Origin of the sequence: Phormidesmis priestleyi ULC007 (assembly GCF_003003695.1) — a bacterium.
Lineage (GTDB): Bacteria > Cyanobacteriota > Cyanobacteriia > Leptolyngbyales > Leptolyngbyaceae > Phormidesmis_A > Phormidesmis_A priestleyi_A.
This window is the reverse complement of sequence record NZ_PVWG01000015.1, coordinates 12,869-32,395: the sequence shown is the minus strand read 5'-3', so window position 1 is coordinate 32,395 and position 19,527 is coordinate 12,869. Positions and strand designations below refer to the sequence as shown.

Genomic DNA, 19,527 nt, shown 5'->3' with positions numbered 1-19,527 from the left:
GGTCTTTCATGGTCAGCACTGCTCCCTTAGAAACGCAAAGAACTCTCTCTGGTGAAAAGCGGGTGACGCTGCATGGTTTAAATTGGCAAGCCTACCAGCAAATTCTTCATGCCCTGCCCCAAACCCGTGCGGCTCGCCTGACTTACGATCGCGGAACGCTAGAGATCACCATGCCCTCAGAAAATCACGAATTTTTCTTGCACCTGATTGAGCTTTTTGTACGGATTCTAGTTGTTGAATCTGGCATGAAGATCAAAACAATGGGATCGACGACTCTCGATCGTGAAGATCTGAATCGAGGGTCTGAACCAGATTGTGCCTATTACATTCAGAACCAACCGAAAGTGGCAGGGCGAAACGTTGACCTGGCTCAAGATCCTCCTCCCGATTTACTGGTGGAAGTAGACATTACTCACACTGATATTGATAAGAATCGATTGTATGCAGCGATGGGTGTGCCTGAGTTTTGGCGCTACAACGGGCGAGAATGGCTTATCTATCAGCTTCAAGGGGAATCTTATACAGAAGTCGATCGCAGCCCGACATTCACCTGGGTAGAGAAAACAGAGTTGTACTGTTTTTTAGAGCAAGCGCAACAGGATGAAGTTCAAGCTGAGATCGACTTTCGGGCACGGGTGAAAGAACTCAGAAAACAGTTATAACGAGGCGATCGATGTCTGACGCAAAACGAGCGATAGCACTAAGATTGCAAAAATTTGCCACTGGCAATCTGGCAGACAATGCCCGATCGCTGTTTGAAACGTTGGGTTATCGGGTTGATAAAAGTACCCGCTTAGAGACTCCAACGGCTCAGAGCTTTCTGAATAGCTTTGCTGAGGGGCGATCGTTCAATCGTGAAACGGCGTTGCTGAAAGACTGGCGGTTTGTAGACCTGCTATTCCAATTGACAAAGGATGAAATTACGGGCAGTAATCAGCTTCGGATTTCTTTTGGCGATAGTTCCAGAGTAGATAACACGATCATTGAGTCTTATTTGTTTTTTGCGATCGCCCTCAAAAGCAATACCTACACGCGCACTCAACTCGCTGGCATTACCCGCGAGATCAACAAACTGTTTCCTATGCCTGTGATGTTGGTGTTTTTATATGGGCAGACACTCACGCTATCGATGATCAATCGGCGCTTGCATAAGCGAGATCAGTCGAAAGATGTGCTGGAGAAAGTGACGCTGATTAAGGATATTGCCCTTGCAAGTCCCCATCGTGCCCACCTAGAGATCTTGTTTGATTTGTCGTTAGAGCAACTCTACAAGGCACACAAGTTTACCAATTTTGTTGAGCTACATCAGGCGTGGCAGAAAACGCTAGATAGCTCGGAACTAAACAAGCGGTTTTTTCGCGAGGTGTCGAACTGGTATTTTTGGGCGACTCAGCATGTGGTGTTTCCAGCGGGGACAGAAACGGATGAGGAAGTTCGTAATGCGACCAGCGTGATTCGGATGATTACACGGGTGATTTTTGTCTGGTTTCTCAAGGAGAAATCACTGGGAGATCAGCCGCTGGTTCCAGAGGAGTTGTTTCAGCGATCGCGCCTCGCTCAACTGATCCACTTTGACGATCCCAACTCTAGTACTTACTATCAGGCAATTCTGCAAAACTTGTTTTTTGCCACGCTCAATCAGGAGATGAATACGCTAGACAAGCCAGAAAACCGGAAGTTTCGACATACAGGCAAAACACGCGATCAGCACTATATGGTGCATAACGTCTATCGCTATGAGTCATTATTCAAACAGCTAGAGGAGGCATTGAAGTTATTTGAGCAAGTGCCGTTTCTCAATGGTGGCTTGTTTGAGTGTTTGGATCATGCTGACCCTGATCAGCCTAGACAAACGATTCGAGTGGATGGGTTTTCTGATCGGGCTGACAACCCGCTATCTGTGCCTAATTACCTGTTTTTTTCTGAGGAACAGGATGTAGACCTGAATAAGATTTATGGGACGAAGAATAAGCGGTTTAAGGTGCGGGGGCTGATTGACATTTTCAACAGCTACAAGTTCACCATCACAGAAAATACACCGATCGAGGAAGAAATCGCCTTAGACCCGGAACTGTTGGGCAAGGTGTTTGAAAACTTGCTGGCAGCCTATAACTCTGAAACGCGGGTGACGGCACGAAAGCAGACTGGCTCGTTTTATACGCCGCGTGAAGTGGTGGACTACATGGTCGATGAGTCGCTGCTGGTGTACTTGCAGAATGCCTTCATCCCCAACCCTTCTTCCAAATTAGGAGAAGGGAGCCAGATTCAAAGTCCCTCTCCCGCCCTGGGAGAGGGATTTAGGGTGAGGACTGAGCAACGCCTGAGACAACTGTTGGATTACAAGAGCGATCGCCAACCGTTTGAGCCGCAAGAAGTGGTGATTTTGATCCAGGCGATCGACCAACTAAAATCGCTTGATCCGGCAGTCGGATCGGGTGCGTTTCCGATGGGGTTGTTGCAGAAGCTGGTGTTTATTTTGGGCAAGCTTGACCCCAACAATGAGCAGTGGAAGCATCAGCAGAAGGAACGGGAAATTTTGCCTCTGTTAGAAGATATTCGACAGGCGCAGCAGATTTCTTATGAAGCGGCGCGGGATGCAGCAGTGGGGCAGCTTCAGGAGCGGTTGCAGCAGATTGAGGCAGATTTTGGCGACAACGAGATGGACTATCCGCGCAAGCTGTTTTTGATTGAGAACTGCATTTATGGGGTAGATATTCAACCGATCGCGGTGCAAATTGCCAAGCTCAGATTTTTTATCTCGCTGATTGTAGAACAACGAGTCGATGAGTCTAAACTCAATCGAGGCATTTTGCCGTTGCCAAACTTAGAGACGAAGTTTATTGCAGCAAATACATTGATGAGTATCGATCGTCCTCAACAGTTACTTTTGCGAGATCCACAAGTCGAAGCAAAAGAGAATGAACTGAAAAGGGTTCGGCATGAGATTTTTAAGGCACGATCGCAGCGAACCAAGCAGAAATATCGGGAGCGCGATCGAGAACTCCGCGCTGAAATTAGTGAATTGCTAAAAACAGAAGGCTGGTCTGACCAAACGGCGCGACAGATTGCCCAATGGAATCCTTATGACCAAAATGCTTCTGCAACCTTCTTTGACCCAGAGTGGATGTATGGCGTAAAAGATGGGTTTGATGTGGTGATTGGCAACCCGCCTTATGGATCGGAAATAACTGTTAAGCAAAAAGAATACTTTAAGAAGCACTATTTGTATCAAGATTATCCGCTTGATACTTACCGCCTATTTTTAGAGAAGGCTACTTTTCTGGCAAAATCTTACGGATGTATTACTTTAATTATTCCTAATACATTGCTGTCTAACTTGAAGACGAAGAAGATAAGGAAGTGGTTGTTTTCAGAAAAACAAATTAATCAAATAGTGCATCTTTTGACATCTGTCTTTGCTGCTGTTGTTGATACAGAGGTTTTAATTATATCCAACTATTGCCAATCTGAAGAGAATAGAATAGGTATCGTTATTTTTGATGAATTCATATTTCAAGAAGCATACTACATAGAACAAAAAATATGGAAACAAAAAAATGGAGATTCAATAAATATATTTGGAAACTCGGAAGTATCTGCTGTCGCTGATAAGTTAAAGCATCACAAGACACTTGATCAGTTTTGTAAGATTACACAGGGTACGAAGCCTTTTCAAGTTGGAAAAGGAAAACCGCCACAAACTAGAGCGATTGTAGATGCTAAACCTTACGTGTCTGAACACAAGAAAGACAAAACTTCTCGCCCCCTTTTACGGGGAAGTCTAATTCAAAAGTTTCAAATTCTTTGGAATGAAAACTATTGGATAAGCTTTGGCGAATGGCTTGCAGAACCTAGATATTCTGCAAGCCATGATGCTCTAGAGAAGATTATTGTTCGACAAACAGGTGATTCTTTGGTGGCAACTCTTGATAATCGTCAGTTTATCGTTCGAGATAATTTATACACTATCGTTCCTCAAAAAAACAGTACAGATCTTCGTTTTATTCTTGGATTAATAAACTCAGCATTATTGAAGTGGTTTTATCAAAAGGTTATAAATCCAGAAAAAGGGGAGGCATTGGCACAGGTAAAACGAGGTCATTTAGCCAAATTGCCAATAGCCCACTCAGATACACCTCAATTCATTGGGATATTTGTTGATTACATACTTTACTGCTACCAAATGAATAGTGATTTCGTTAACAAAAGTCATGTAATTCCAGTTCAAGACAAACTGATGCTGGAATACTTCGAGCAAATCATCAACGGGCTAGTCTACGAACTCTACTTACCCGAAGATCTCTACGCCCACGGCTTCACCTTTGCCGACCCGCTCCAAGCCGAAAACTTACCCACTCTCAACGACATCAAAGGCGACAAACTCGAAGCCCTCCGCGCCATCTTTCAACGCCTCTACGCCCAAGACCATCCCATTCGTCAAAACCTCATTGCCCTTGATACCCTGCCTGTCATTCGCACGATCGAGGGCAAACCATGAAAATCAACCAACCCAAATCAGGAGAGCAACATGACTCAAGTATTAACGCTACAAATTCCCGAAGAACTCTATCAACCATTGGTCAAAATCGCCCAACAACGCGGTCAGTCCCCTGAAGAGTTCACAATTCAGTGGTTAGCTGCTTCAATTCAACAGTTCGTAGATGATCCCCTAGAACAATTTATTGGTGCAGTCAACAGCAGCATTCCAGACTGGAGTGAACATCATGACCAATATCTAGGACAAGCCCTAATCGACTCTAACGAAGCCCGCTAATGCCTAATATTTTTGCCGATACATCCGGTTGGGGAAACCTAGTTGATGTGTCTCAGCCCTCTCATAGTCTGACTGCCACACTATATCGGCTCGCACGCCAACAAAATCAGAAGCTCATTACAACCAACTACGTGATCGCTGAACTGGTTGCTTTGTTAACTAGCCCACTGCGGCTTCCCCGAAAGACAACAGTTTCATTTATCCACAGCTTAAAAACTTCACCTCATGTTGAAATCCTGCATATTAGTCCTGAACTTGATGAAGCAGCATGGCAACTTCTATCAACTCGGATGGATAAAGAATGGAGTCTAGTTGACTGCTCAAGTTTTGCCATCATGCAACATCTCAACCTGACAGAAGCCCTCACAACCGATCATCACTTTGAACAGGCAGGCTTCATTCGTCTGCTGAAGTAGCTTTTTGATTTTGCTCGATCGGCATCAGCAGATATCTTTCTGATCACTGACGATCGACTCCTTAAAAAAGCCAAGCAATATCCTGAAATAATTGGCATCCTCGTTGAAAATCCAGTTATTTGGTTAATGAACGTATTACAAGAGAGAGATCAAAGTCATAAAGCAAGCTGAAATCAGAAAAACTGGGTACAAAGCACTGATTGACTCTTTAGGAGTCGTGGGAATGCTGCGCTTTCTTCAGCAGCTAGAGATTGGCAACGGCGACTACACTCAGGAACGATATCAATCGAGTGAGCCTACCCTTGAAGAATTGCGACAGTTTACTATGGAGAGATCTAGTGACTCAACCCAAAAGGAGTAGATCTGAAGAGTCGAATGAAATTAGTGGTACACAAACAAGATGACGCGCTGTACCTGCGTTTGGATGAAACTGCGATCGTCGAGTCTGAAGAAGTCAGCGATGGCATCATTCTAGATTACAACGCAAATGGAAAAGTCGTTGGCATTGAAGTGTCATATCTCAGCCAAAGAAGCCCCGATTCTTTACAAAGAATTTTGTTGGAAACAACTTAGTGAACTGTGAGAAAAATGAAATTAAGAGGCGATCGAGCTTTACATTGACACGCTCAAAGAAGACGGTCAATCCATTCCAGAACCAGAAACAACGGGCAAAGCGATCGCCATTTCTATTTGACCGAGGGTAAATTTCTGGTAGGAGAACCCAGTGAAATTAGTAGTACACAAAGACGATGACGCGCTGTACTTGCGGTTAGATGAGTCTGCGATCGCTATACTCAAATCAGAACCCTCAGCACAACCATTATGAGCTTGCTTCTCTCCGATGAATTAGTCAAAGCCTCTGGACTTTCCGAAGCCGAACTGCTGCAAGAAGTGGTGCTGCTGCTATTTCAGCGCGAGAAACTCACCCTCGGCAAAGCCAGCCGCATTCTTGGCATGACCCAACTCGAATTCCAGGCACTCCTCGCCAGCCGTGACCTCTACATCCACTACGATGTCGAAGACCTCCACGAAGATGTCAGGGGCTTGCAAGAGCTAGGCTTACTGTGATCATCGTCAGTGATACATCCCCGATCGCCAATCTAATCGTAGTAGGCTACATTCACCTGCTCCCCCAACTTTTCGGCACCGTCATCATTCCCGATGCAGTTTACCAAGAACTGCTAGCCAACGGGATTAATCACCCCGCCACCCAAATCGTACAAACCGTTAACTGGTTAGAAGTTCGTTCCGTCACAGATCAGCAGCAGGTCGGAACCCTAGAGCGCGATCGTAACCTCGATCCTGGAGAAGCCAATGCGATCGTTTTAGCATTAGAACTCCAGGCAACCCAATTACTCATTGACGAACGCCTCGGACGACTCGAAGCGAAACGCCAAGGCTTGCGAATTACCGGAATATTAGGCGTTTTACTCGCTGCCAAGAGCCAAGCTCTAATTCCAAAAGTTCACCCAATGATGGATGCTTTGATTCAACGGGCAAACTTTCGGATTAGCCCTCGGTTATACAGCGAAGTGTTGCAACTGGCAGGAGAAACCACACAAACCTGAGTGGTTCTTCCAGAATCAGCAGATCTTAAATCTGGCGTTGCTGAATGAATGTATGAATTGCCCTCCTCACGAAGTGGGGCGAGGCCCTTCCCAACCCTTCTCCCCAGGGAGAAGGGAGCCAGAAGTCTTGTTCCCTCTCCTTCTGGGAGAGGGCTAGGGTGAGGGCGAATTTAGCATTTCATACCGCAATTCAGCAATGCCTTAAATCTTAGGTAAGACTATTCTTTAGACTCGCCAAAAGTCCAATCTGAGAACAGCGAGACAGGTCTAGACACATTCACAAATCTTAAATGAGACTAGCAGATAGACTTATAAAGAGTCCAATATAAGAACTGTGAGACAGCTTATTTAACAAAATAAATGGGGCAGAAACGATCAAACGTCTCAACCCCATCTCATCAAAATTAACAAATCAAGCTACTCGCCGATAATTTCTGGCTGAGTTAGCTCATCAGACATCTCAACGATCGCCCGCATTACAGGCTTCATCATCGGATCATCTCCACTATCAAAATCCTCAAAACGCCGCCGTTTAGCGCGATTTGCCACCTGCACCGTAATCCGATAACGGTTAGAAGCTGCCGCGATCAGTTCATCCGATCGCCGCATTAACTGAGTCGTGTCAAACGTAGGACGCTTGTGAAGAGAGCCAGATTTTGCCATAGAGACTGCCTTGGGTGAATAGTTCGTAGAAAACAAGAGCGACACAGCTTCTATATGCCAATCAGACGATATAGTCTATCTAGGGAGTTGTAAAGATTTTCAAATCTTTCCCTGCAATGGTAGATTTCCAATAAGTCTAATCTATTAATAGCGTAGACCTGCCCCCGATAGCACGCATTTATGCAAATAATTGCCTCCCCCTCCCCTCAATTGAATGGATCTCAAGCAAATCAGCCTTCATTAAGACTGCTCGCTCTTGGAGACAGCTTAATTTATGGCTTTGGCGACCCGATCGGGGGCGGCTGGGTTGAGCGACTGCGGCGGCAGTGGATGACCCCTGGCAGCCCCAACCATGCCCTCTATAACTTAGGAGTGCGCGGAGATGGAGTGCGGCAGGTTGCCAAACGGCTAGAAAATGAATTTCGGCATCGGGGTGAGTTGCGAAACCGAGTCCCCGATTTGATCATTCTCTCAGTGGGAACGAACGACTCTCCTAGACTTGCCCGACCAGACGGCAAAAACTTTACAGAGTTTGAGGGCTTTCAGATTGGCATCGCAGATTTGCTCGATCGGGCGAGTCGTCTCTGTCCCGTTTTGTTTGTCGGTGCAGTGCCCGTAGACGAAACAAAAATGCCCTTTCTCGACTGTCTCTATTACAATCACGCCGACCAGCACCGCTATAAAGAAGCGACGCGTCTTGCCTGTCACGATCGCCAAATTCCTTATCTAGACCTCTTTGATTTGTGGATGTCGCGAGGCACTAACTGGTGTCAAGCTCAACTCACCGAAGACGGACTGCACCCCAACGTGTCGGGCTATCAGACTCTACTGCAAGACATTTTAAACTGGGAAGCACTCCAGCAGTGGATCGGGGAAACCGAAGTAGTCATCACCCATGCCTAAACTCATTGTCGCCACCGGAAATCCTGGCAAATTGCATGAAATGCAGGCCTATTTAACCGATCCTGCTTGGGAGTTGACCCTCAAGCCAGAAGCGTTAGACATTGAGGAAACCGGGACAACCTTTATTGAAAATGCTGAACTAAAAGCGTCACAGGTTGCCAAAGCATTGGGCCATTGGTCGATCGCGGATGACTCCGGTTTAGAGGTGACAGCTCTTAATGGCGCACCAGGGTTATTTTCGGCTCGATATGGTGCAACCGATCACGATCGCATTGCCCGTTTACTTCGCGAATTAGGCGACAACCCAAATCGCAGCGCTCAGTTTGTGTGTGCGATCGCCCTGGCTCGACCTGATGGCACGATCGTCCTGCAAACCCAAGGCATCTGTCCGGGTGAAATTCTTACCGCTCCTAGCGGCTCAGGAGGGTTTGGCTACGATCCGATTTTTTATGTCCCAGAGCAAGGGATGACCTATGCCGAAATGTCCCCAGACATTAAGCACAAGATTAGTCATCGGGGCAGAGCTTTTGCAAAACTGCTGCCACAATTAAAAACACTTGAGTTCTAAGATTTGTCTTGTGAGATCATACCTACAGTTCCTTTGACGGCTCGAAGATAATCCGCAGGAGCCAGTAAAATTTGCGTTCCTCGCACACCCGCAGAAATCGCAATCACATCAAAAACTTCGATTAACTCATCGACGAAAACTGGGTAATCTTTTTTGCAAGCCAGAGCCGTCATCCCACCGCGAATATAGCCCGTTAATGACTGAACCTCTTTAAGAGGAACCGTTTCTACTTTACGATCGCCCGACACCTGTGCAAGCGCTTTCAGATCTAGCTGACTATTTCCCGGAATCACCGCTAACAAAATGCCTGTACGATCGCCTCGAACCACCAGCGTTTTAAACACTTGTTCTGGCGGCAGTCCATTTTAGCCGCGACCGTTTCAGCCGCTAAATCATCCGGGTTAACGTCATAGTCACGCAACTCATAGGCAATACCCAGATTATCTAAAACGCGCACAGCGTTGGTCTTCATTGCGTCTCTAAACTGGGCAGATAAGGCAAATCAGTCACCCCTAAATCGTACCCTAACTGGCTCAAAAGCGTTGCTATCTGACCACGATGATGAGTTTGATGATTAAACAGTTGAGTGACTAAAAGCCAAGTCGGACGAACTCGTGTCTTACCGTCAGACGAACTCGTAAAGCTAAATGGTTGGTTTAACCGCTCAGACGTTAGCTGCTCCGACCAGCCGATTATTTGCAGATCGGTGGCTTCTCGTTCTCGACGAAGTTCATCAAAGTCTGTATAGATTTCCTGATCTAACTTTGCGAGAAAGGGCTGTTCCATGAAACGTCCTAGCCAGATCCGATCGCCTACTAAAATATGATTTAACGTCCCGTGAATCGACTTAAAAAATGCGCCTAAATCCTCTCTGCGTTTGACATCCGGGATTTCAGCACAGATCTTATAAAGTTTTTGATTCATCCAATGGTTATACTCCGCCATCGTTTTGCGATAGCTTAGATTATCCATCACACCTCTTAGAAAAGTTAAGTTTTTAGAACTCTTGATCTTTTATCAAGATATACGGACGCTAACACGATTGCCAACACTAAAAACATATCAGATGAAAGCTGCTCTGAAAACAAAACAGCAGAAGCAAAAATTGTAATAAAAGGTTGAAATAATTGTAATTGTCCAATTTTTGCAATCCCGCCTAGCTCTAATCCGCGATACCAGGCAAAGAAAGCGAGAAGCATACTAACAACACTCACGTAGACAAATCCAACCCACGCAGAAATTACGTTGTATTGAGAGTTTATCTGCACTGAAAAACAAAATAGTGGAATTGAAATCGGCAACGACAGCACCAAAGCATAGCAGATAACTCGCCAGCTTCCGAGTTCTTTGGCTAATTTCGTTCCTTCTGCATAGCCCAATGCTGCGCTAATCACAGCAAATAGCAACGCGACATCAGCAGTGTGAAGACTTCCACCACCCACGTAGATAGAATAGATTACGATCGTGGCACTTCCCACAACAGCAGCTATCCAAAATCTAACGGACGGCTTTTCTTTTGCCAAAATTACAGCAAACAACGCTGTGAATAATGGTAGAAGACCTATTACGATCGCGCCATGAAAGGCCGGAACATCATTCATTGCATAAGCGCTAAAAAGTGGAAATCCGAAAACAACACCCAATGCTACAACTCTCAGTCTTTGGATTTGCTTAATAGTAGGGATCTTGCTTTTCGTAATCCAAAGCAACAATAGCCCTAAAACACCGGAAATAACAGCACGACCAACACCAACAGCAACGACTCCAAACAAAGGAATCGCCACTTTTGTAGCAGGCAACGTCAAGCCAAATCCGATGATTCCAAGAGCGCCCCAAATGTAAGCCTTGACTTCGTTATTCATTTAATATCTTTGATCGAGCCAAGCCCGCACTTCTTTTTCAGAATTCAACGAACTAAACTTCTGACTCGTCGGATCATAAACCTCATAATAAGACTGACCACAGCGATCGTGCTTCTCTATTATTCTCGGTTCTAAACGATTAACCAACACGTTCGATAAATCATTCCATAAATGCCTCAGATTCATTTGAAATTCTCCTTCATTGCTGATTATATGATTCTGTTCCAGTTGATAAAAGAGATTCACACCTCGTTAATTCAGAACTAATCGTCTTCATGTAATATTGCCGGATCTCTCACGAGCAAAACAGATGCAGTTGAGTTAAATTGTTATGGTTACAGTTTTAGTTTCTGCAACTGTTATGGTTGCGATCGCTCTAAACTGTATCTCTCGCAACCAAAAACAGGCATTTGAGCCATTGAGGAATCGCGATGACCCTCCAATCACTCGCTCCGTCTCAACACCTTTATGAACACGTTGCCGATCGGATTCGCACTTTAATCACCGAAAAAACACTGCAACCCGGCGATCGTCTGCCCTCCGTTCGCAAACTGCACGAACAATTTTCGGTGAGCATCTCCACCGTTTTAGAGGCATACCGATTATTAGAAGATCAAGGTTTAATCGGGGCCCGTCCCCAGTCAGGATATTTCGTCAAACAATCCCATTTATTCACTCCTGACGAGCCAAAACAATCCGCTTTGCCCAAACACAACTTCCCCGTTGAAGTCTCCCTCGCTTATCGGGTCGGAGTCACCATGCGCGACCCCAATAAAGTCAAACTTGGCGCAGCCGTCCCCGGTTTAGAACTGTTGCCGATCGCGACCCTCAATCGCCTAATGAGTCAGATAATTCGCACCCACTCCGAAGCCGTTCACTCTTACTCGATCGCCAAGGGATGTGAATCGCTGCATCACGAAGTAGCTAAACGCTTAATTGATGCAGGTTGCTCCATCAATCCCAACGAGATTGTAATCACCAACGGCACCACAGAAGCGGTCTATTTGTCTCTACGAGCCGTCACGAAACCAGGCGATACTGTCGCGATCGAGTCTCCCTGCTACTATGGCATCCTCGAAGCACTAGAATCTCTTCATCTCAAAGCCTTAGAATTGCCTACTCATCCCCAAGAAGGCATTTCTCTTGACCACTTAGAAGCCGCCCTTGAGCATCGCCAAATCGCCGCCTGTGCGCTAGTCCCAAACTTCAGCAACCCATTAGGAAGCTGTATGAGTGATGTCAATAAACAGCATTTAGTCACCTTATTAAACCAATACGACATTCCCCTGATCGAAGACGACATCTACGGCGATTTGCACTTTGAAGGCACCCGCCCCAAAGCCGTCAAAGCCTTCGATACAGAAGGGCGCGTTCTCTACTGTGCGTCTGCCAGCAAAACCCTCTCACCCGGATTGCGCGTCGGTTGGTCAGTGCCCGGACGCTATCAGCTCAAAATCGAGCAACTTAAAATGGCCATGAATTGGATGACCTCGATCGCGTCTCAGCTCACCGTCGCCGCCTTTCTCGGAAACGGAGGCTACGATCGTCACCTGCGACAACTCCGCCGCGCTTACCAGTCTCAAATCATTCGCATGACCCAAGCCGTCTGTGACTACTTCCCCGCCGAAACCAAAGTCACACGACCCAGTGGAGGATATGTTCTATGGCTAGAGTTATCCAACGAATTTGAAGCAATGGCACTCTACGAAGAGGCATTAGACCATCAAATCAGCGTTGCTCCGGGCGTGATGTTTTCACCTTCTGGCAACTACGCCAATTGTCTGCGCCTTAACTGCGGGTTGCCTTGGACACCAGAAATCGATCGAGCGATGCAAACCTTGGGCTATTTAACAAAACGCCAGTTAGCCAGAAAAATGCTGAACGAATAATCCAACTTATTGAATGCGTTGCTGAATCGAAGTATGAATCGCCGAATTAATAGTTAAAAATTTGCGTTAGATGATCACCCTATAGTCAGGTCATTTGATCCAAGATCCTTGATGAGTGATCTTCGAGGTGTCTATGAATCTACTCAGGAATCGCCTCAAACGATATATCCATCAAGGGCGACTGTTTCCAATCTTTTGCATCAAAGTGCCACCACTCAGCTTGCAAAGGGATAAACCCGCGTTTGATCATTGCTGCTTCTAGAGCCTGGCGATTTTCTTTTGCTGCCTTGCTGACATTGTTGTAATCACGATGAGCACGATCGCTAAAATCATCAAATCCTGTTGGCATTTCTAATTCTTTGCCAGACTTGTCTACCAATGTGACATCTACCGCAGATCCACGATTGTGTCTCGACCCGTTGGCAGGGTTTGCAACATAGCGATCGTCATTCACAATCTTCCACATCAGCTTTTGCACCGATAAAGGGCGATAGCAGTCATATACCTTTAACTTCAACCCTCGCGTTTCTAAATCTGCTTGCACTTTTGATAAATCATCGGCAACTTTTGGCTTTAGCAAACAACGAGCTTGCCGATAAAGCTGCTGTTTTGTGAAATTATTTTTAGTAGCATATCGAATGTCCAATTTAATGTTTGGGCTAATCGATCGGATGTCCACTAACTTTGCTGGAGGCGCGATCGCCAGCGTAGAGGGCTGCGTCTGATAGACAAGCGCGATCGACATCAGCATCGCCAGCAAAAAGTTAAGCCAATTTCTAATCTTCTTGTTTTTAATCCTGAGAGTGCTGTGCATTTCTATTAAATCTAAGTGATTCCGATTTGATTCACGCGACAGATCCGCATCAGGGCACGGCACCATTCCCGTACATAAACGCGGGGTGTGTAGGGGCACGGCATGCCGTGCCCTCTCGCAACCGTTCCAGCCGTCGTAATTGTTTTTGAAATCGGTATGAATAAATAATCAGATGTCATAGAAGTTTTATAGTTCCAGACTTCTATTGGGTTTGGTAGAAGCGATCGTGAGAAAGATATTTCTATCTGTAGAGTTCCCGAAGAAATTCTATTTAATGTAGCTAACTCTGATCTAGATTCGCAGCATTTAAACGTCCAAAAACGTCCCTATCTAAAGTTAGATAGGGAACTGTGCTAAATTAGCCTCTCTATCTCCCCATTTGCCGCTTCATCTGCTCAAGCTCTTCTTGTGCTTCCCAGCGCTTAAACTCTTGCTCAAGCGGGTCAGCCGAACTGTGGATATAGCTCGCGTTTTGATCCTGATTCCAGCCGTTAACTGCCCAACGGGTTTCGGTCTGAGTCGCACGAGCCGCTTGAGCTTCGGTGAGCTTAGTTTGCACCTCTTGGCGACGGGTTTGAATCTGCTGCTGCAACTCCTCAGTTTGCTTGAGGCGCTGTTTGAGCATCTCCATCTGTCCCCATTTCTGGTTTCCTTCTCGCAGCAACCCCGCCTCATGTGCTTGGGCAGGCTCGGCCAGGTCAAGTCTACCAGCCGCTCTTGCTTTCTCAATCCGAATGTGCCAGCGCTGAATTTCTTGAGCCGTTGCCAAAATCTCGTCTTGAAGTTGCTTTTCGTTTAGCCGCAGGTCTGCCATCAGCCGCCGCGTTTCTTGCTCCTGTTCCCGCAGCTTTTCTTCGAGCGCCTGCAACTCTAAATGAGGGTTATTTCGCAGAAACTCATCAAGTCGAGCTTCGAGAAACCGACTGAAATCATCAAACAGACCCATGACCGCAACTCCTGCAATAGTGAATGATGAATAGCGATCGCAGCGCTATCTCCTAATCGCTATTTTAGAGTTTCTGACCTGCGGAGATCGTTCTAACTTCTCCGTTTCGCCGCACGGTGACATATTGTTTAGAAACTTCTACCAGGCTCCAGCCACTTGACCCAATACTTTCGCCGACATAATAGCGCTGAGTAATTCCGTTGATCTCAAATAAAGCCGCCGATCGCGAAGGATCAGAACTCTCAAGCACTCCGACTAAGGTACGTTGAGGCCCGATGGGTGCAGGGCTGACTTGAGGAATCGATGTCGCTGGAGGTTGCAAAGCAGCAGGGCGATTGGCAGTCGGAGAGAGGCGTTCTAAAACACTGGCAAGCCGAACCAAGATCTGATTTAACTCCCGGCGCGAAGGGTCAATGGGGGTCGGGGCTTGGGGCACCGTGATCACGAGCGGAGACGCTTTTGGCAGAGTCACCGACGATCGTAGCGGCGGTTGATTAGCCGGAACCGGAACCGTTGGCAACCCACTGTTATAAGGTGCCGTGGGCAATCCTTCTGATTTTCCAGTCGTGGCTCTGCGATCGATGGCTTCGAGCGATCGCTGCACATAGTCAGAAAACTGCGCGTTGGTGTCTATGGGGGGAGTTTGCGCGATCGTGGTTGGAGCGACTGTCTCAGGCGGTTGAGTCAAGGCTGTCACAAATCGACTCGCCATGCCACTGGTCACTAACCAGACGGCTAAAGCTGCCACCGCAGATGTGCATCCTGTGATCATCAAAAAGCGGGTGAACCCACTGCTACGAGGGGCAGGTGGTTGGGTGTTAGCCAATTCACCCAGGTCTGGCAGACTGTGGTGAGCGCTTTCAGGGTGAGATTGCCATTGAGGATGAGCCAGCAGCCCAGACGATAAGGGAGGTGGAGCGAGATTGAGCTTAGGTTTAGGAGCGGGCGCTTCAACCCGCACTGGCTCCGAGGGAGGAACCGCCCCATCGAGTAAGCGATCGACATCACCAAACAGATCATCCATCAAGCGATCGGCATAAGACTCGACCAGAAATGGCTCAGGCAGAGTGTTAGCCTCCGAGTTCCAGGAGTCATTTTGTATGGGATCGAGGAGAGGTTTGGAGTTTGTGACGGGTTGAGTCATAGCTTTCTTGCTGATGTCGATCAAAACAGACGATTGACTACAAATGCACCTTTTAGAATAACTAGCGAAAGTTTAGGCTGATTTTGATCACAGGTGTTATCGGCGTTTGACATAGATGATCCCCAACGACGACATTAAGCGAGGATAGCTCAAATGCAAAGTTAGAGCTAAATCCTGTACGAATTTTAATATCCGCCTAGAAATTGTACTCACTCAAGTGAGCGGTGATGACATTCAATGAAGAATTTTAGTTGAGTCTGGTGGAAACGGCACACTCATGAATCTGAATTTAAATCTGTACTATTACAGAGAATCACGATCGCTTGGTCGGCGGTGATCAGTCGCTTTAAAACCACTTGTCCGATCGCAGGGTTAGTCATCGTCGCGGCGATCTCTAAACTTGGCTTGACTTCAACCATGAGAATGGCATCTTCGACGCGATAGAGCCAGAGCTTTTCGTCGTTTTCCCAGATGCAGAGTGTCGTTTGCTCGATTTCTGGTTTACGCCTCCAGGCGATTTCGTTCCACAAGCCACCGAGTTCCCAAATGCGACCGATCAACCAACCATCGGAGAGGAAAAAATACTTCATTCGTCTCTTCGAGAAGCTCAGATTTGCTGTTTACCATAGCGCGATTTACCCGATTCTCTGGCAAATTCCGTAAAATCTCTCAAGGAGTTTGCCGAATTGGATCTATTTCTGAAGGGTTAGTAAAGAAGTTCTACTTTTTGGAGGTTTGCGGTTCGCGATCGCTTCAAATTTTTCCTTCTTCTTCCGCTTTCTTCAAACCATCTCGAATTAACCTTTGGGCTGTTTTGCCTTCCGATCGCTCTTCTACTTTTGCCAGTTTTTTAAGCTTTTCGCTCTCGTCCTCCGTCAAAGGGACATTCAAACGCCGAGAAGATTCCTTTGTTTTTTGTGGTTCATCTTGGTTCATTTTTACTCAATCAAGTGCTATTTTGGTTCAAAGACGATCAAAAGTAGAAGCCAGTGCGTCCCGTGGAAAGTTCTGCACTGGCTTTTGCTCCAAACTCAATGGGGGAGACAGAATCATTATGTCGTATGACGATCGTTTAAGACGATGGGCAATGTTTCGTTTGCTTGAAAAGTTGAATGCCAGCGCTACCCGTTAAAATAGAGCCTGACCTCTTGCCGCACCCCGTCGCCATGAACGCCCCTATAGATTTTATTGATGCCTTTGATGTGGTGGTCGTCGGAGCCGGACATTCTGGCTGTGAAGCGGCACTGGCCAGCGCTCGACTGGGCTGTCGCACGCTGCTGCTGACGCTAAACCTCGATAAAATCGCGTGGCAGCCGTGTAACCCGGCGGTCGGCGGCCCGGCAAAGTCACAATTGGTGCATGAAGTCGATGCGCTGGGCGGCGAGATTGGCAAGGTCAGCGATCGTACCTACTTACAAAAGCGCATTCTCAATGCGTCAAGAGGCCCGGCGGTGTGGGCACTGCGGGCGCAAACCGACAAGCGCGAATACGCGGCGGTAATGAAGGGCGTGGTCGAAAATCAAGAGAATTTGACCATTCGCGAAGGCATGGCGACGGATCTTGTCTTAGGTGCAAATGACGAAATCGTTGGAGTGCAAACCTACTTTGGGGTGGCGTTTGAATGCAAAGCGGTCGTGCTGACCACCGGGACGTTTTTGGGTGGGATGATTTGGGTTGGCAACAAGTCAATGGCGGCAGGACGAGCCGGAGAGTTTGCGGCGGTAGGATTGACCGAGACGCTAAATCGATTGGGATTTGAGACGGGGCGCTTAAAAACTGGAACACCTGCAAGAGTCGATCGCCGCTCTGTAAACTTCTCAAACTTAGAACCACAACCTGGCGATACCGATGTTCGCTGGTTCAGTTTTGATCCAGACGTGTGGATTGAGCGCGAACAGATTCCTTGTCATCTGACGCGCACCACCGCAGAGACTCACCGGATCATTCGCGAAAATCTCCATCTCTCCCCGGTGTATGGAGGCTGGGTTGATTCTAAAGGGCCGCGCTATTGCCCCAGCATCGAAGACAAAATTGTCCGTTTTGCCGATAAAGAGAGCCATCAGATCTTTATCGAACCAGAAGGACGCGACATTCCAGAGCTTTATATTCAAGGGTTTTCGACCGGGTTGCCCGAAACGATTCAATTGCAAATGCTGCGATCGCTCCCCGGTTTAGAAAATTGTGCGATGCTGCGTCCTGCCTATGCGGTCGATTATGACTATCTGCCAGCGACGCAGTGCTATCCCACTTTGATGACTAAAAAAGTAGATGGACTGTTTTGTGCAGGTCAGATCAACGGCACCACAGGCTATGAAGAAGCGGCGGCTCAAGGATTAGTCGCGGGCGTAAATGCGGCTCGATTTTGTCACCATCAGGAGATGATTGTCTTCCCGCGTGAGCAGAGCTATATCGGCACGCTGATCGATGATTTGTGTACTAAAGATTTGCGCGAACCTTATCGGGTGTTGACCTCGCGATCGGAATATCGCTTACTCCTGCGATCGGACAATGCTGACCAGCGTCTCACGTCACTGGGTCGAGAAATTGGACTGATCGACGATCGGCGCTGGCAACTCTACACCGCCAAGCAAGAAAAAATCACGGCTGAAAAAGAGCGATTGCACGAGACACGCATCAAAGAACGCGACGAGATTGGCAAAGTAATTGCTGAAAACACACAACAAGCGATTAAAGGTTCAATCACATTAGCAGAACTTTTACGTCGCTCTGGGTTCCACTACGTGGATTTAGAACGGCATGGATTAGCAAACACTTCGCTCGATCGGGCTGAAAAAGAAGGCGCAGAAATTGACATCAAATATTCTGGCTATATTCAACGTCAGCAGCAGCAGATTGATCAAACCGCTCGTCAAGAACATCGCAAGCTGCCAGATGATTTAGACTATGCTACGATCGCCACCCTCTCAAAAGAGTCGAGAGAAAAGTTAGCGAAAGTCAAACCAATGACGATCGGACAAGCAACTCGTATCGGCGGGGTCAATCCTGCTGACATTAACGCCCTGCTCGTTTATTTAGAAATCCAATCTCGCCAAGCTGCGGAAGTGCTGAGATGACAGCCTACACCATCAATTTCAACCCTGTGATCGAGATGACCGACGAGCAGTTTTATCAGCTTTGTCGAGCAAATCCAGAGGTGAAATTTGAACCCAATGCCCAAGGAGAGCGTTCCCATTATGCCGCGATCAACGCGACTATCTCTGTTGATGCTTCAAACTGTCCAATCTTCGAGTATTAACCCCGCCACTTTAACAAAATCTCGATGATTACGAGTTAACACAACCAATTCACGGGATAGCCCAATAGCTGCAATCCGAGCATCCATTTTTCCCAGTTGAATTCGTTGCAACTGTAATTGATTCAGTGCCATAGCTGCACCTGGATCAAATGAGACAAGCGGCAACACCTTGAAATCGCGGACAAGTCGCGTCATCAGTTCATACCCATTCACCAGGTCATCCAGACTGCGAGCGCGATTGATATAAGTATGGCTGCCAAGCATCTGCTCGTGAAATGTCACAATTGAGACAGCGAAATCTGATAGTGGGTAGTGAGCCATGCGACTCGAAAGGTTGGTGTAGTCCTGCCCTGCTTGCCGCTGAAGAATGCTCAGATGATCCGTATCTAACAAATATTTCACGACTCGTCTTGCGCTTCGAGGAGAGACTCATCGCCTTGACGAATCGCTCGACCATAAGCAAGCACCCCTTCAAAAGCAGGTTCATCCTTAAAAGACCCTGTAATTTGTTGCAGCCAGTTGTTCGGCTGAGGAGTCGCAACTTGCTTCTGCAACTCAGCAATCGCTGCTTCTACTGCTGCCAGCCGTTCCTCTAAAGAAGTATTGGTCGCCATTTGAGTTCCCCCTAATTAATCCCCTTTAAAAGCTTAACAGAACTAGTTTGCGATCGTCACCGCTTCTCCATCATCACTAATACTTCTGTATTATGCTGAATTACTGAGAC

27 protein-coding genes are annotated in these 19,527 nt (G+C 47.0%); 13 read left to right on the top strand and 14 right to left on the bottom strand.

Features of this window, described 5'->3' with window-relative positions; translation table 11 throughout:
• Positions 1-8: 8 nt before the first annotated feature.
• The 8 genes from C7B65_RS14255 (at position 9) to C7B65_RS14215 (ending at position 6,758) form a co-directional block, all read left to right on the top strand.
• The gene (locus C7B65_RS14255) at positions 9-662 is read left to right on the top strand and encodes a Uma2 family endonuclease (RefSeq protein WP_073069732.1); all 654 of its coding nucleotides are present in this window, start codon (positions 9-11) and stop codon (positions 660-662) included.
• Between the two features lie 11 nt (positions 663-673).
• Entirely contained in the window at positions 674-4,498 is a 3,825-nt protein-coding gene (locus tag C7B65_RS14250; protein ID WP_073069731.1) for an Eco57I restriction-modification methylase domain-containing protein, read from the top strand.
• Between the two features lie 30 nt (positions 4,499-4,528).
• Positions 4,529-4,774: a hypothetical protein gene (locus C7B65_RS14245; protein WP_073069730.1), complete on the top strand. Its 246-nt coding sequence runs from the start codon at positions 4,529-4,531 to the stop codon at positions 4,772-4,774.
• On the top strand, positions 4,774-5,190 hold the full coding sequence (locus tag C7B65_RS14240) for a type II toxin-antitoxin system VapC family toxin (protein WP_073069729.1): 417 nt from the start codon (positions 4,774-4,776) through the stop codon (positions 5,188-5,190). Before C7B65_RS14245 ends, C7B65_RS14240 begins: the two co-directional genes overlap by 1 nt.
• A gap of 223 nt (positions 5,191-5,413) precedes the next feature.
• Complete coding sequence (locus C7B65_RS14230; protein WP_223257289.1) at positions 5,414-5,551, top strand: hypothetical protein; 138 nt, start codon at positions 5,414-5,416, stop codon at positions 5,549-5,551.
• Positions 5,552-5,565: 14 nt separating this feature from the next.
• A complete protein-coding gene (locus C7B65_RS14225; protein ID WP_073069727.1) occupies positions 5,566-5,763 on the top strand; it encodes a DUF2283 domain-containing protein in 198 nt (65 codons plus the stop codon).
• Positions 5,764-6,012: 249 nt separating this feature from the next.
• Positions 6,013-6,258: a UPF0175 family protein gene (locus C7B65_RS14220; RefSeq protein ID WP_073069726.1), complete on the top strand. Its 246-nt coding sequence runs from the start codon at positions 6,013-6,015 to the stop codon at positions 6,256-6,258.
• Positions 6,255-6,758: a PIN domain-containing protein gene (locus C7B65_RS14215; protein ID WP_073069725.1), complete on the top strand. Its 504-nt coding sequence runs from the start codon at positions 6,255-6,257 to the stop codon at positions 6,756-6,758. Before C7B65_RS14220 ends, C7B65_RS14215 begins: the two co-directional genes overlap by 4 nt.
• Before the next feature lie 417 nt (positions 6,759-7,175).
• Here C7B65_RS14215 and C7B65_RS14210 read toward each other — a convergent pair whose 3' ends face one another.
• Entirely contained in the window at positions 7,176-7,421 is a 246-nt protein-coding gene (locus C7B65_RS14210; protein WP_073069724.1) for a DNA-directed RNA polymerase subunit omega, read from the bottom strand.
• A gap of 210 nt (positions 7,422-7,631) precedes the next feature.
• Here C7B65_RS14210 and C7B65_RS14205 point away from each other — a divergent pair, with 210 nt between their 5' ends.
• Together C7B65_RS14205 and rdgB are read left to right on the top strand one after the other, a co-directional pair.
• Positions 7,632-8,324, top strand: a complete 693-nt coding sequence (locus C7B65_RS14205; protein ID WP_317615797.1) for a GDSL-type esterase/lipase family protein — start codon at positions 7,632-7,634, stop codon at positions 8,322-8,324.
• Positions 8,317-8,892, top strand: a complete 576-nt coding sequence (gene rdgB, locus C7B65_RS14200; protein ID WP_073069722.1) for an RdgB/HAM1 family non-canonical purine NTP pyrophosphatase — start codon at positions 8,317-8,319, stop codon at positions 8,890-8,892. The genes C7B65_RS14205 and rdgB overlap by 8 nt, the downstream gene beginning before the upstream one ends.
• On the opposite strand, the gene C7B65_RS14195 is transcribed toward rdgB, so the two are convergent.
• Genes C7B65_RS14195 through C7B65_RS14180 form a run of 5 tightly spaced genes read right to left on the bottom strand, consistent with a single transcriptional unit; the run spans position 8,889 to position 10,940 of the window.
• Positions 8,889-9,236 (bottom strand): YbaK/EbsC family protein, encoded by a 348-nt coding sequence (locus C7B65_RS14195; protein WP_244913208.1) that lies wholly within the window; start codon positions 9,234-9,236, stop codon positions 8,889-8,891. The genes rdgB and C7B65_RS14195 overlap by 4 nt on opposite strands.
• A complete protein-coding gene (locus C7B65_RS28790; RefSeq protein WP_223257288.1) occupies positions 9,188-9,364 on the bottom strand; it encodes a YbaK/EbsC family protein in 177 nt (58 codons plus the stop codon). Before C7B65_RS28790 ends, C7B65_RS14195 begins: the two co-directional genes overlap by 49 nt.
• Positions 9,361-9,864: a DinB family protein gene (locus C7B65_RS14190; protein ID WP_073069721.1), complete on the bottom strand. Its 504-nt coding sequence runs from the start codon at positions 9,862-9,864 to the stop codon at positions 9,361-9,363. The genes C7B65_RS28790 and C7B65_RS14190 overlap by 4 nt, the downstream gene beginning before the upstream one ends.
• A 17-nt stretch (positions 9,865-9,881) precedes the next feature.
• Complete coding sequence (locus C7B65_RS14185; protein WP_073069720.1) at positions 9,882-10,754, bottom strand: DMT family transporter; 873 nt, start codon at positions 10,752-10,754, stop codon at positions 9,882-9,884.
• The gene (locus C7B65_RS14180) at positions 10,755-10,940 is read right to left on the bottom strand and encodes a hypothetical protein (protein ID WP_143162002.1); all 186 of its coding nucleotides are present in this window, start codon (positions 10,938-10,940) and stop codon (positions 10,755-10,757) included.
• Between the two features lie 245 nt (positions 10,941-11,185).
• Here C7B65_RS14180 and C7B65_RS14175 point away from each other — a divergent pair, with 245 nt between their 5' ends.
• Positions 11,186-12,643 (top strand): aminotransferase-like domain-containing protein, encoded by a 1,458-nt coding sequence (locus C7B65_RS14175; RefSeq protein ID WP_073069718.1) that lies wholly within the window; start codon positions 11,186-11,188, stop codon positions 12,641-12,643.
• 139 nt (positions 12,644-12,782) lie between these two features.
• On the opposite strand, the gene ddpX is transcribed toward C7B65_RS14175, so the two are convergent.
• From ddpX to C7B65_RS14150, 6 genes are all read right to left on the bottom strand, one after another.
• Positions 12,783-13,457 carry a D-alanyl-D-alanine dipeptidase gene (gene ddpX / locus C7B65_RS14170; RefSeq protein ID WP_073069717.1) on the bottom strand — a complete coding sequence of 225 codons (675 nt, stop codon included), beginning with the start codon at positions 13,455-13,457 and terminating at the stop codon, positions 12,783-12,785.
• A gap of 11 nt (positions 13,458-13,468) precedes the next feature.
• Positions 13,469-13,636, bottom strand: coding sequence for a hypothetical protein (locus C7B65_RS27830; RefSeq protein WP_181314398.1), 168 nt, complete (start codon positions 13,634-13,636; stop codon positions 13,469-13,471).
• 188 nt (positions 13,637-13,824) lie between these two features.
• Entirely contained in the window at positions 13,825-14,403 is a 579-nt protein-coding gene (locus C7B65_RS14165; protein ID WP_073069716.1) for a TIGR04376 family protein, read from the bottom strand.
• A gap of 64 nt (positions 14,404-14,467) precedes the next feature.
• Positions 14,468-15,547, bottom strand: coding sequence for a type II secretion system protein N (locus tag C7B65_RS14160; protein ID WP_073069715.1), 1,080 nt, complete (start codon positions 15,545-15,547; stop codon positions 14,468-14,470).
• Between the two features lie 275 nt (positions 15,548-15,822).
• On the bottom strand, positions 15,823-16,137 hold the full coding sequence (locus C7B65_RS14155; protein WP_073069714.1) for a hypothetical protein: 315 nt from the start codon (positions 16,135-16,137) through the stop codon (positions 15,823-15,825).
• A 163-nt stretch (positions 16,138-16,300) separates the two neighbouring features.
• The gene (locus tag C7B65_RS14150) at positions 16,301-16,483 is read right to left on the bottom strand and encodes a hypothetical protein (RefSeq protein WP_073069713.1); all 183 of its coding nucleotides are present in this window, start codon (positions 16,481-16,483) and stop codon (positions 16,301-16,303) included.
• Positions 16,484-16,713: 230 nt separating this feature from the next.
• Between C7B65_RS14150 and mnmG the strand changes: the two genes are divergently transcribed.
• The gene (gene mnmG / locus C7B65_RS14145; protein ID WP_073069712.1) at positions 16,714-18,621 is read left to right on the top strand and encodes a tRNA uridine-5-carboxymethylaminomethyl(34) synthesis enzyme MnmG; all 1,908 of its coding nucleotides are present in this window, start codon (positions 16,714-16,716) and stop codon (positions 18,619-18,621) included.
• On the top strand, positions 18,618-18,803 hold the full coding sequence (locus C7B65_RS28385) for a hypothetical protein (protein ID WP_073069711.1): 186 nt from the start codon (positions 18,618-18,620) through the stop codon (positions 18,801-18,803). Before mnmG ends, C7B65_RS28385 begins: the two co-directional genes overlap by 4 nt.
• Here the strand turns inward: C7B65_RS28385 and C7B65_RS14135 are convergent.
• Positions 18,777-19,205, bottom strand: coding sequence for a type II toxin-antitoxin system VapC family toxin (locus tag C7B65_RS14135; protein WP_073069710.1), 429 nt, complete (start codon positions 19,203-19,205; stop codon positions 18,777-18,779). The genes C7B65_RS28385 and C7B65_RS14135 overlap by 27 nt on opposite strands.
• The gene (locus tag C7B65_RS14130) at positions 19,202-19,417 is read right to left on the bottom strand and encodes a hypothetical protein (RefSeq protein WP_073069709.1); all 216 of its coding nucleotides are present in this window, start codon (positions 19,415-19,417) and stop codon (positions 19,202-19,204) included. The genes C7B65_RS14135 and C7B65_RS14130 overlap by 4 nt, the downstream gene beginning before the upstream one ends.
• Positions 19,418-19,527: the final 110 nt, after the last annotated feature.

Bases quoted from the DNA above. Each gene is read 5' to 3' on its own strand.
- C7B65_RS14255 (WP_073069732.1), top strand. From the start codon at position 9: ATGGTCAGCACTGCTCCCTTAGAAACGCAAAGAACTCTCTCTGGTGAA.
- C7B65_RS14250 (WP_073069731.1), top strand. From the start codon at position 674: ATGTCTGACGCAAAACGAGCGATAGCACTAAGATTGCAAAAATTTGCC.
- C7B65_RS14245 (WP_073069730.1), top strand. From the start codon at position 4,529: ATGACTCAAGTATTAACGCTACAAATTCCCGAAGAACTCTATCAACCA.
- C7B65_RS14240 (WP_073069729.1), top strand. From the start codon at position 4,774: ATGCCTAATATTTTTGCCGATACATCCGGTTGGGGAAACCTAGTTGAT.
- C7B65_RS14230 (WP_223257289.1), top strand. From the start codon at position 5,414: ATGCTGCGCTTTCTTCAGCAGCTAGAGATTGGCAACGGCGACTACACT.
- C7B65_RS14225 (WP_073069727.1), top strand. From the start codon at position 5,566: ATGAAATTAGTGGTACACAAACAAGATGACGCGCTGTACCTGCGTTTG.
- C7B65_RS14220 (WP_073069726.1), top strand. From the start codon at position 6,013: ATGAGCTTGCTTCTCTCCGATGAATTAGTCAAAGCCTCTGGACTTTCC.
- C7B65_RS14210 (WP_073069724.1), bottom strand. From the start codon at position 7,421: ATGGCAAAATCTGGCTCTCTTCACAAGCGTCCTACGTTTGACACGACT.
- rdgB (WP_073069722.1), top strand. From the start codon at position 8,317: ATGCCTAAACTCATTGTCGCCACCGGAAATCCTGGCAAATTGCATGAA.
- C7B65_RS28790 (WP_223257288.1), bottom strand. From the start codon at position 9,364: ATGAAGACCAACGCTGTGCGCGTTTTAGATAATCTGGGTATTGCCTAT.
- C7B65_RS14190 (WP_073069721.1), bottom strand. From the start codon at position 9,864: ATGGATAATCTAAGCTATCGCAAAACGATGGCGGAGTATAACCATTGG.
- C7B65_RS14185 (WP_073069720.1), bottom strand. From the start codon at position 10,754: ATGAATAACGAAGTCAAGGCTTACATTTGGGGCGCTCTTGGAATCATC.
- C7B65_RS14180 (WP_143162002.1), bottom strand. From the start codon at position 10,940: ATGAATCTGAGGCATTTATGGAATGATTTATCGAACGTGTTGGTTAAT.
- C7B65_RS14175 (WP_073069718.1), top strand. From the start codon at position 11,186: ATGACCCTCCAATCACTCGCTCCGTCTCAACACCTTTATGAACACGTT.
- ddpX (WP_073069717.1), bottom strand. From the start codon at position 13,457: ATGCACAGCACTCTCAGGATTAAAAACAAGAAGATTAGAAATTGGCTT.
- C7B65_RS27830 (WP_181314398.1), bottom strand. From the start codon at position 13,636: ATGACATCTGATTATTTATTCATACCGATTTCAAAAACAATTACGACG.
- C7B65_RS14165 (WP_073069716.1), bottom strand. From the start codon at position 14,403: ATGGGTCTGTTTGATGATTTCAGTCGGTTTCTCGAAGCTCGACTTGAT.
- C7B65_RS14160 (WP_073069715.1), bottom strand. From the start codon at position 15,547: ATGACTCAACCCGTCACAAACTCCAAACCTCTCCTCGATCCCATACAA.
- C7B65_RS14155 (WP_073069714.1), bottom strand. From the start codon at position 16,137: ATGAAGTATTTTTTCCTCTCCGATGGTTGGTTGATCGGTCGCATTTGG.
- C7B65_RS14150 (WP_073069713.1), bottom strand. From the start codon at position 16,483: ATGAACCAAGATGAACCACAAAAAACAAAGGAATCTTCTCGGCGTTTG.
- mnmG (WP_073069712.1), top strand. From the start codon at position 16,714: ATGAACGCCCCTATAGATTTTATTGATGCCTTTGATGTGGTGGTCGTC.
- C7B65_RS28385 (WP_073069711.1), top strand. From the start codon at position 18,618: ATGACAGCCTACACCATCAATTTCAACCCTGTGATCGAGATGACCGAC.
- C7B65_RS14130 (WP_073069709.1), bottom strand. From the start codon at position 19,417: ATGGCGACCAATACTTCTTTAGAGGAACGGCTGGCAGCAGTAGAAGCA.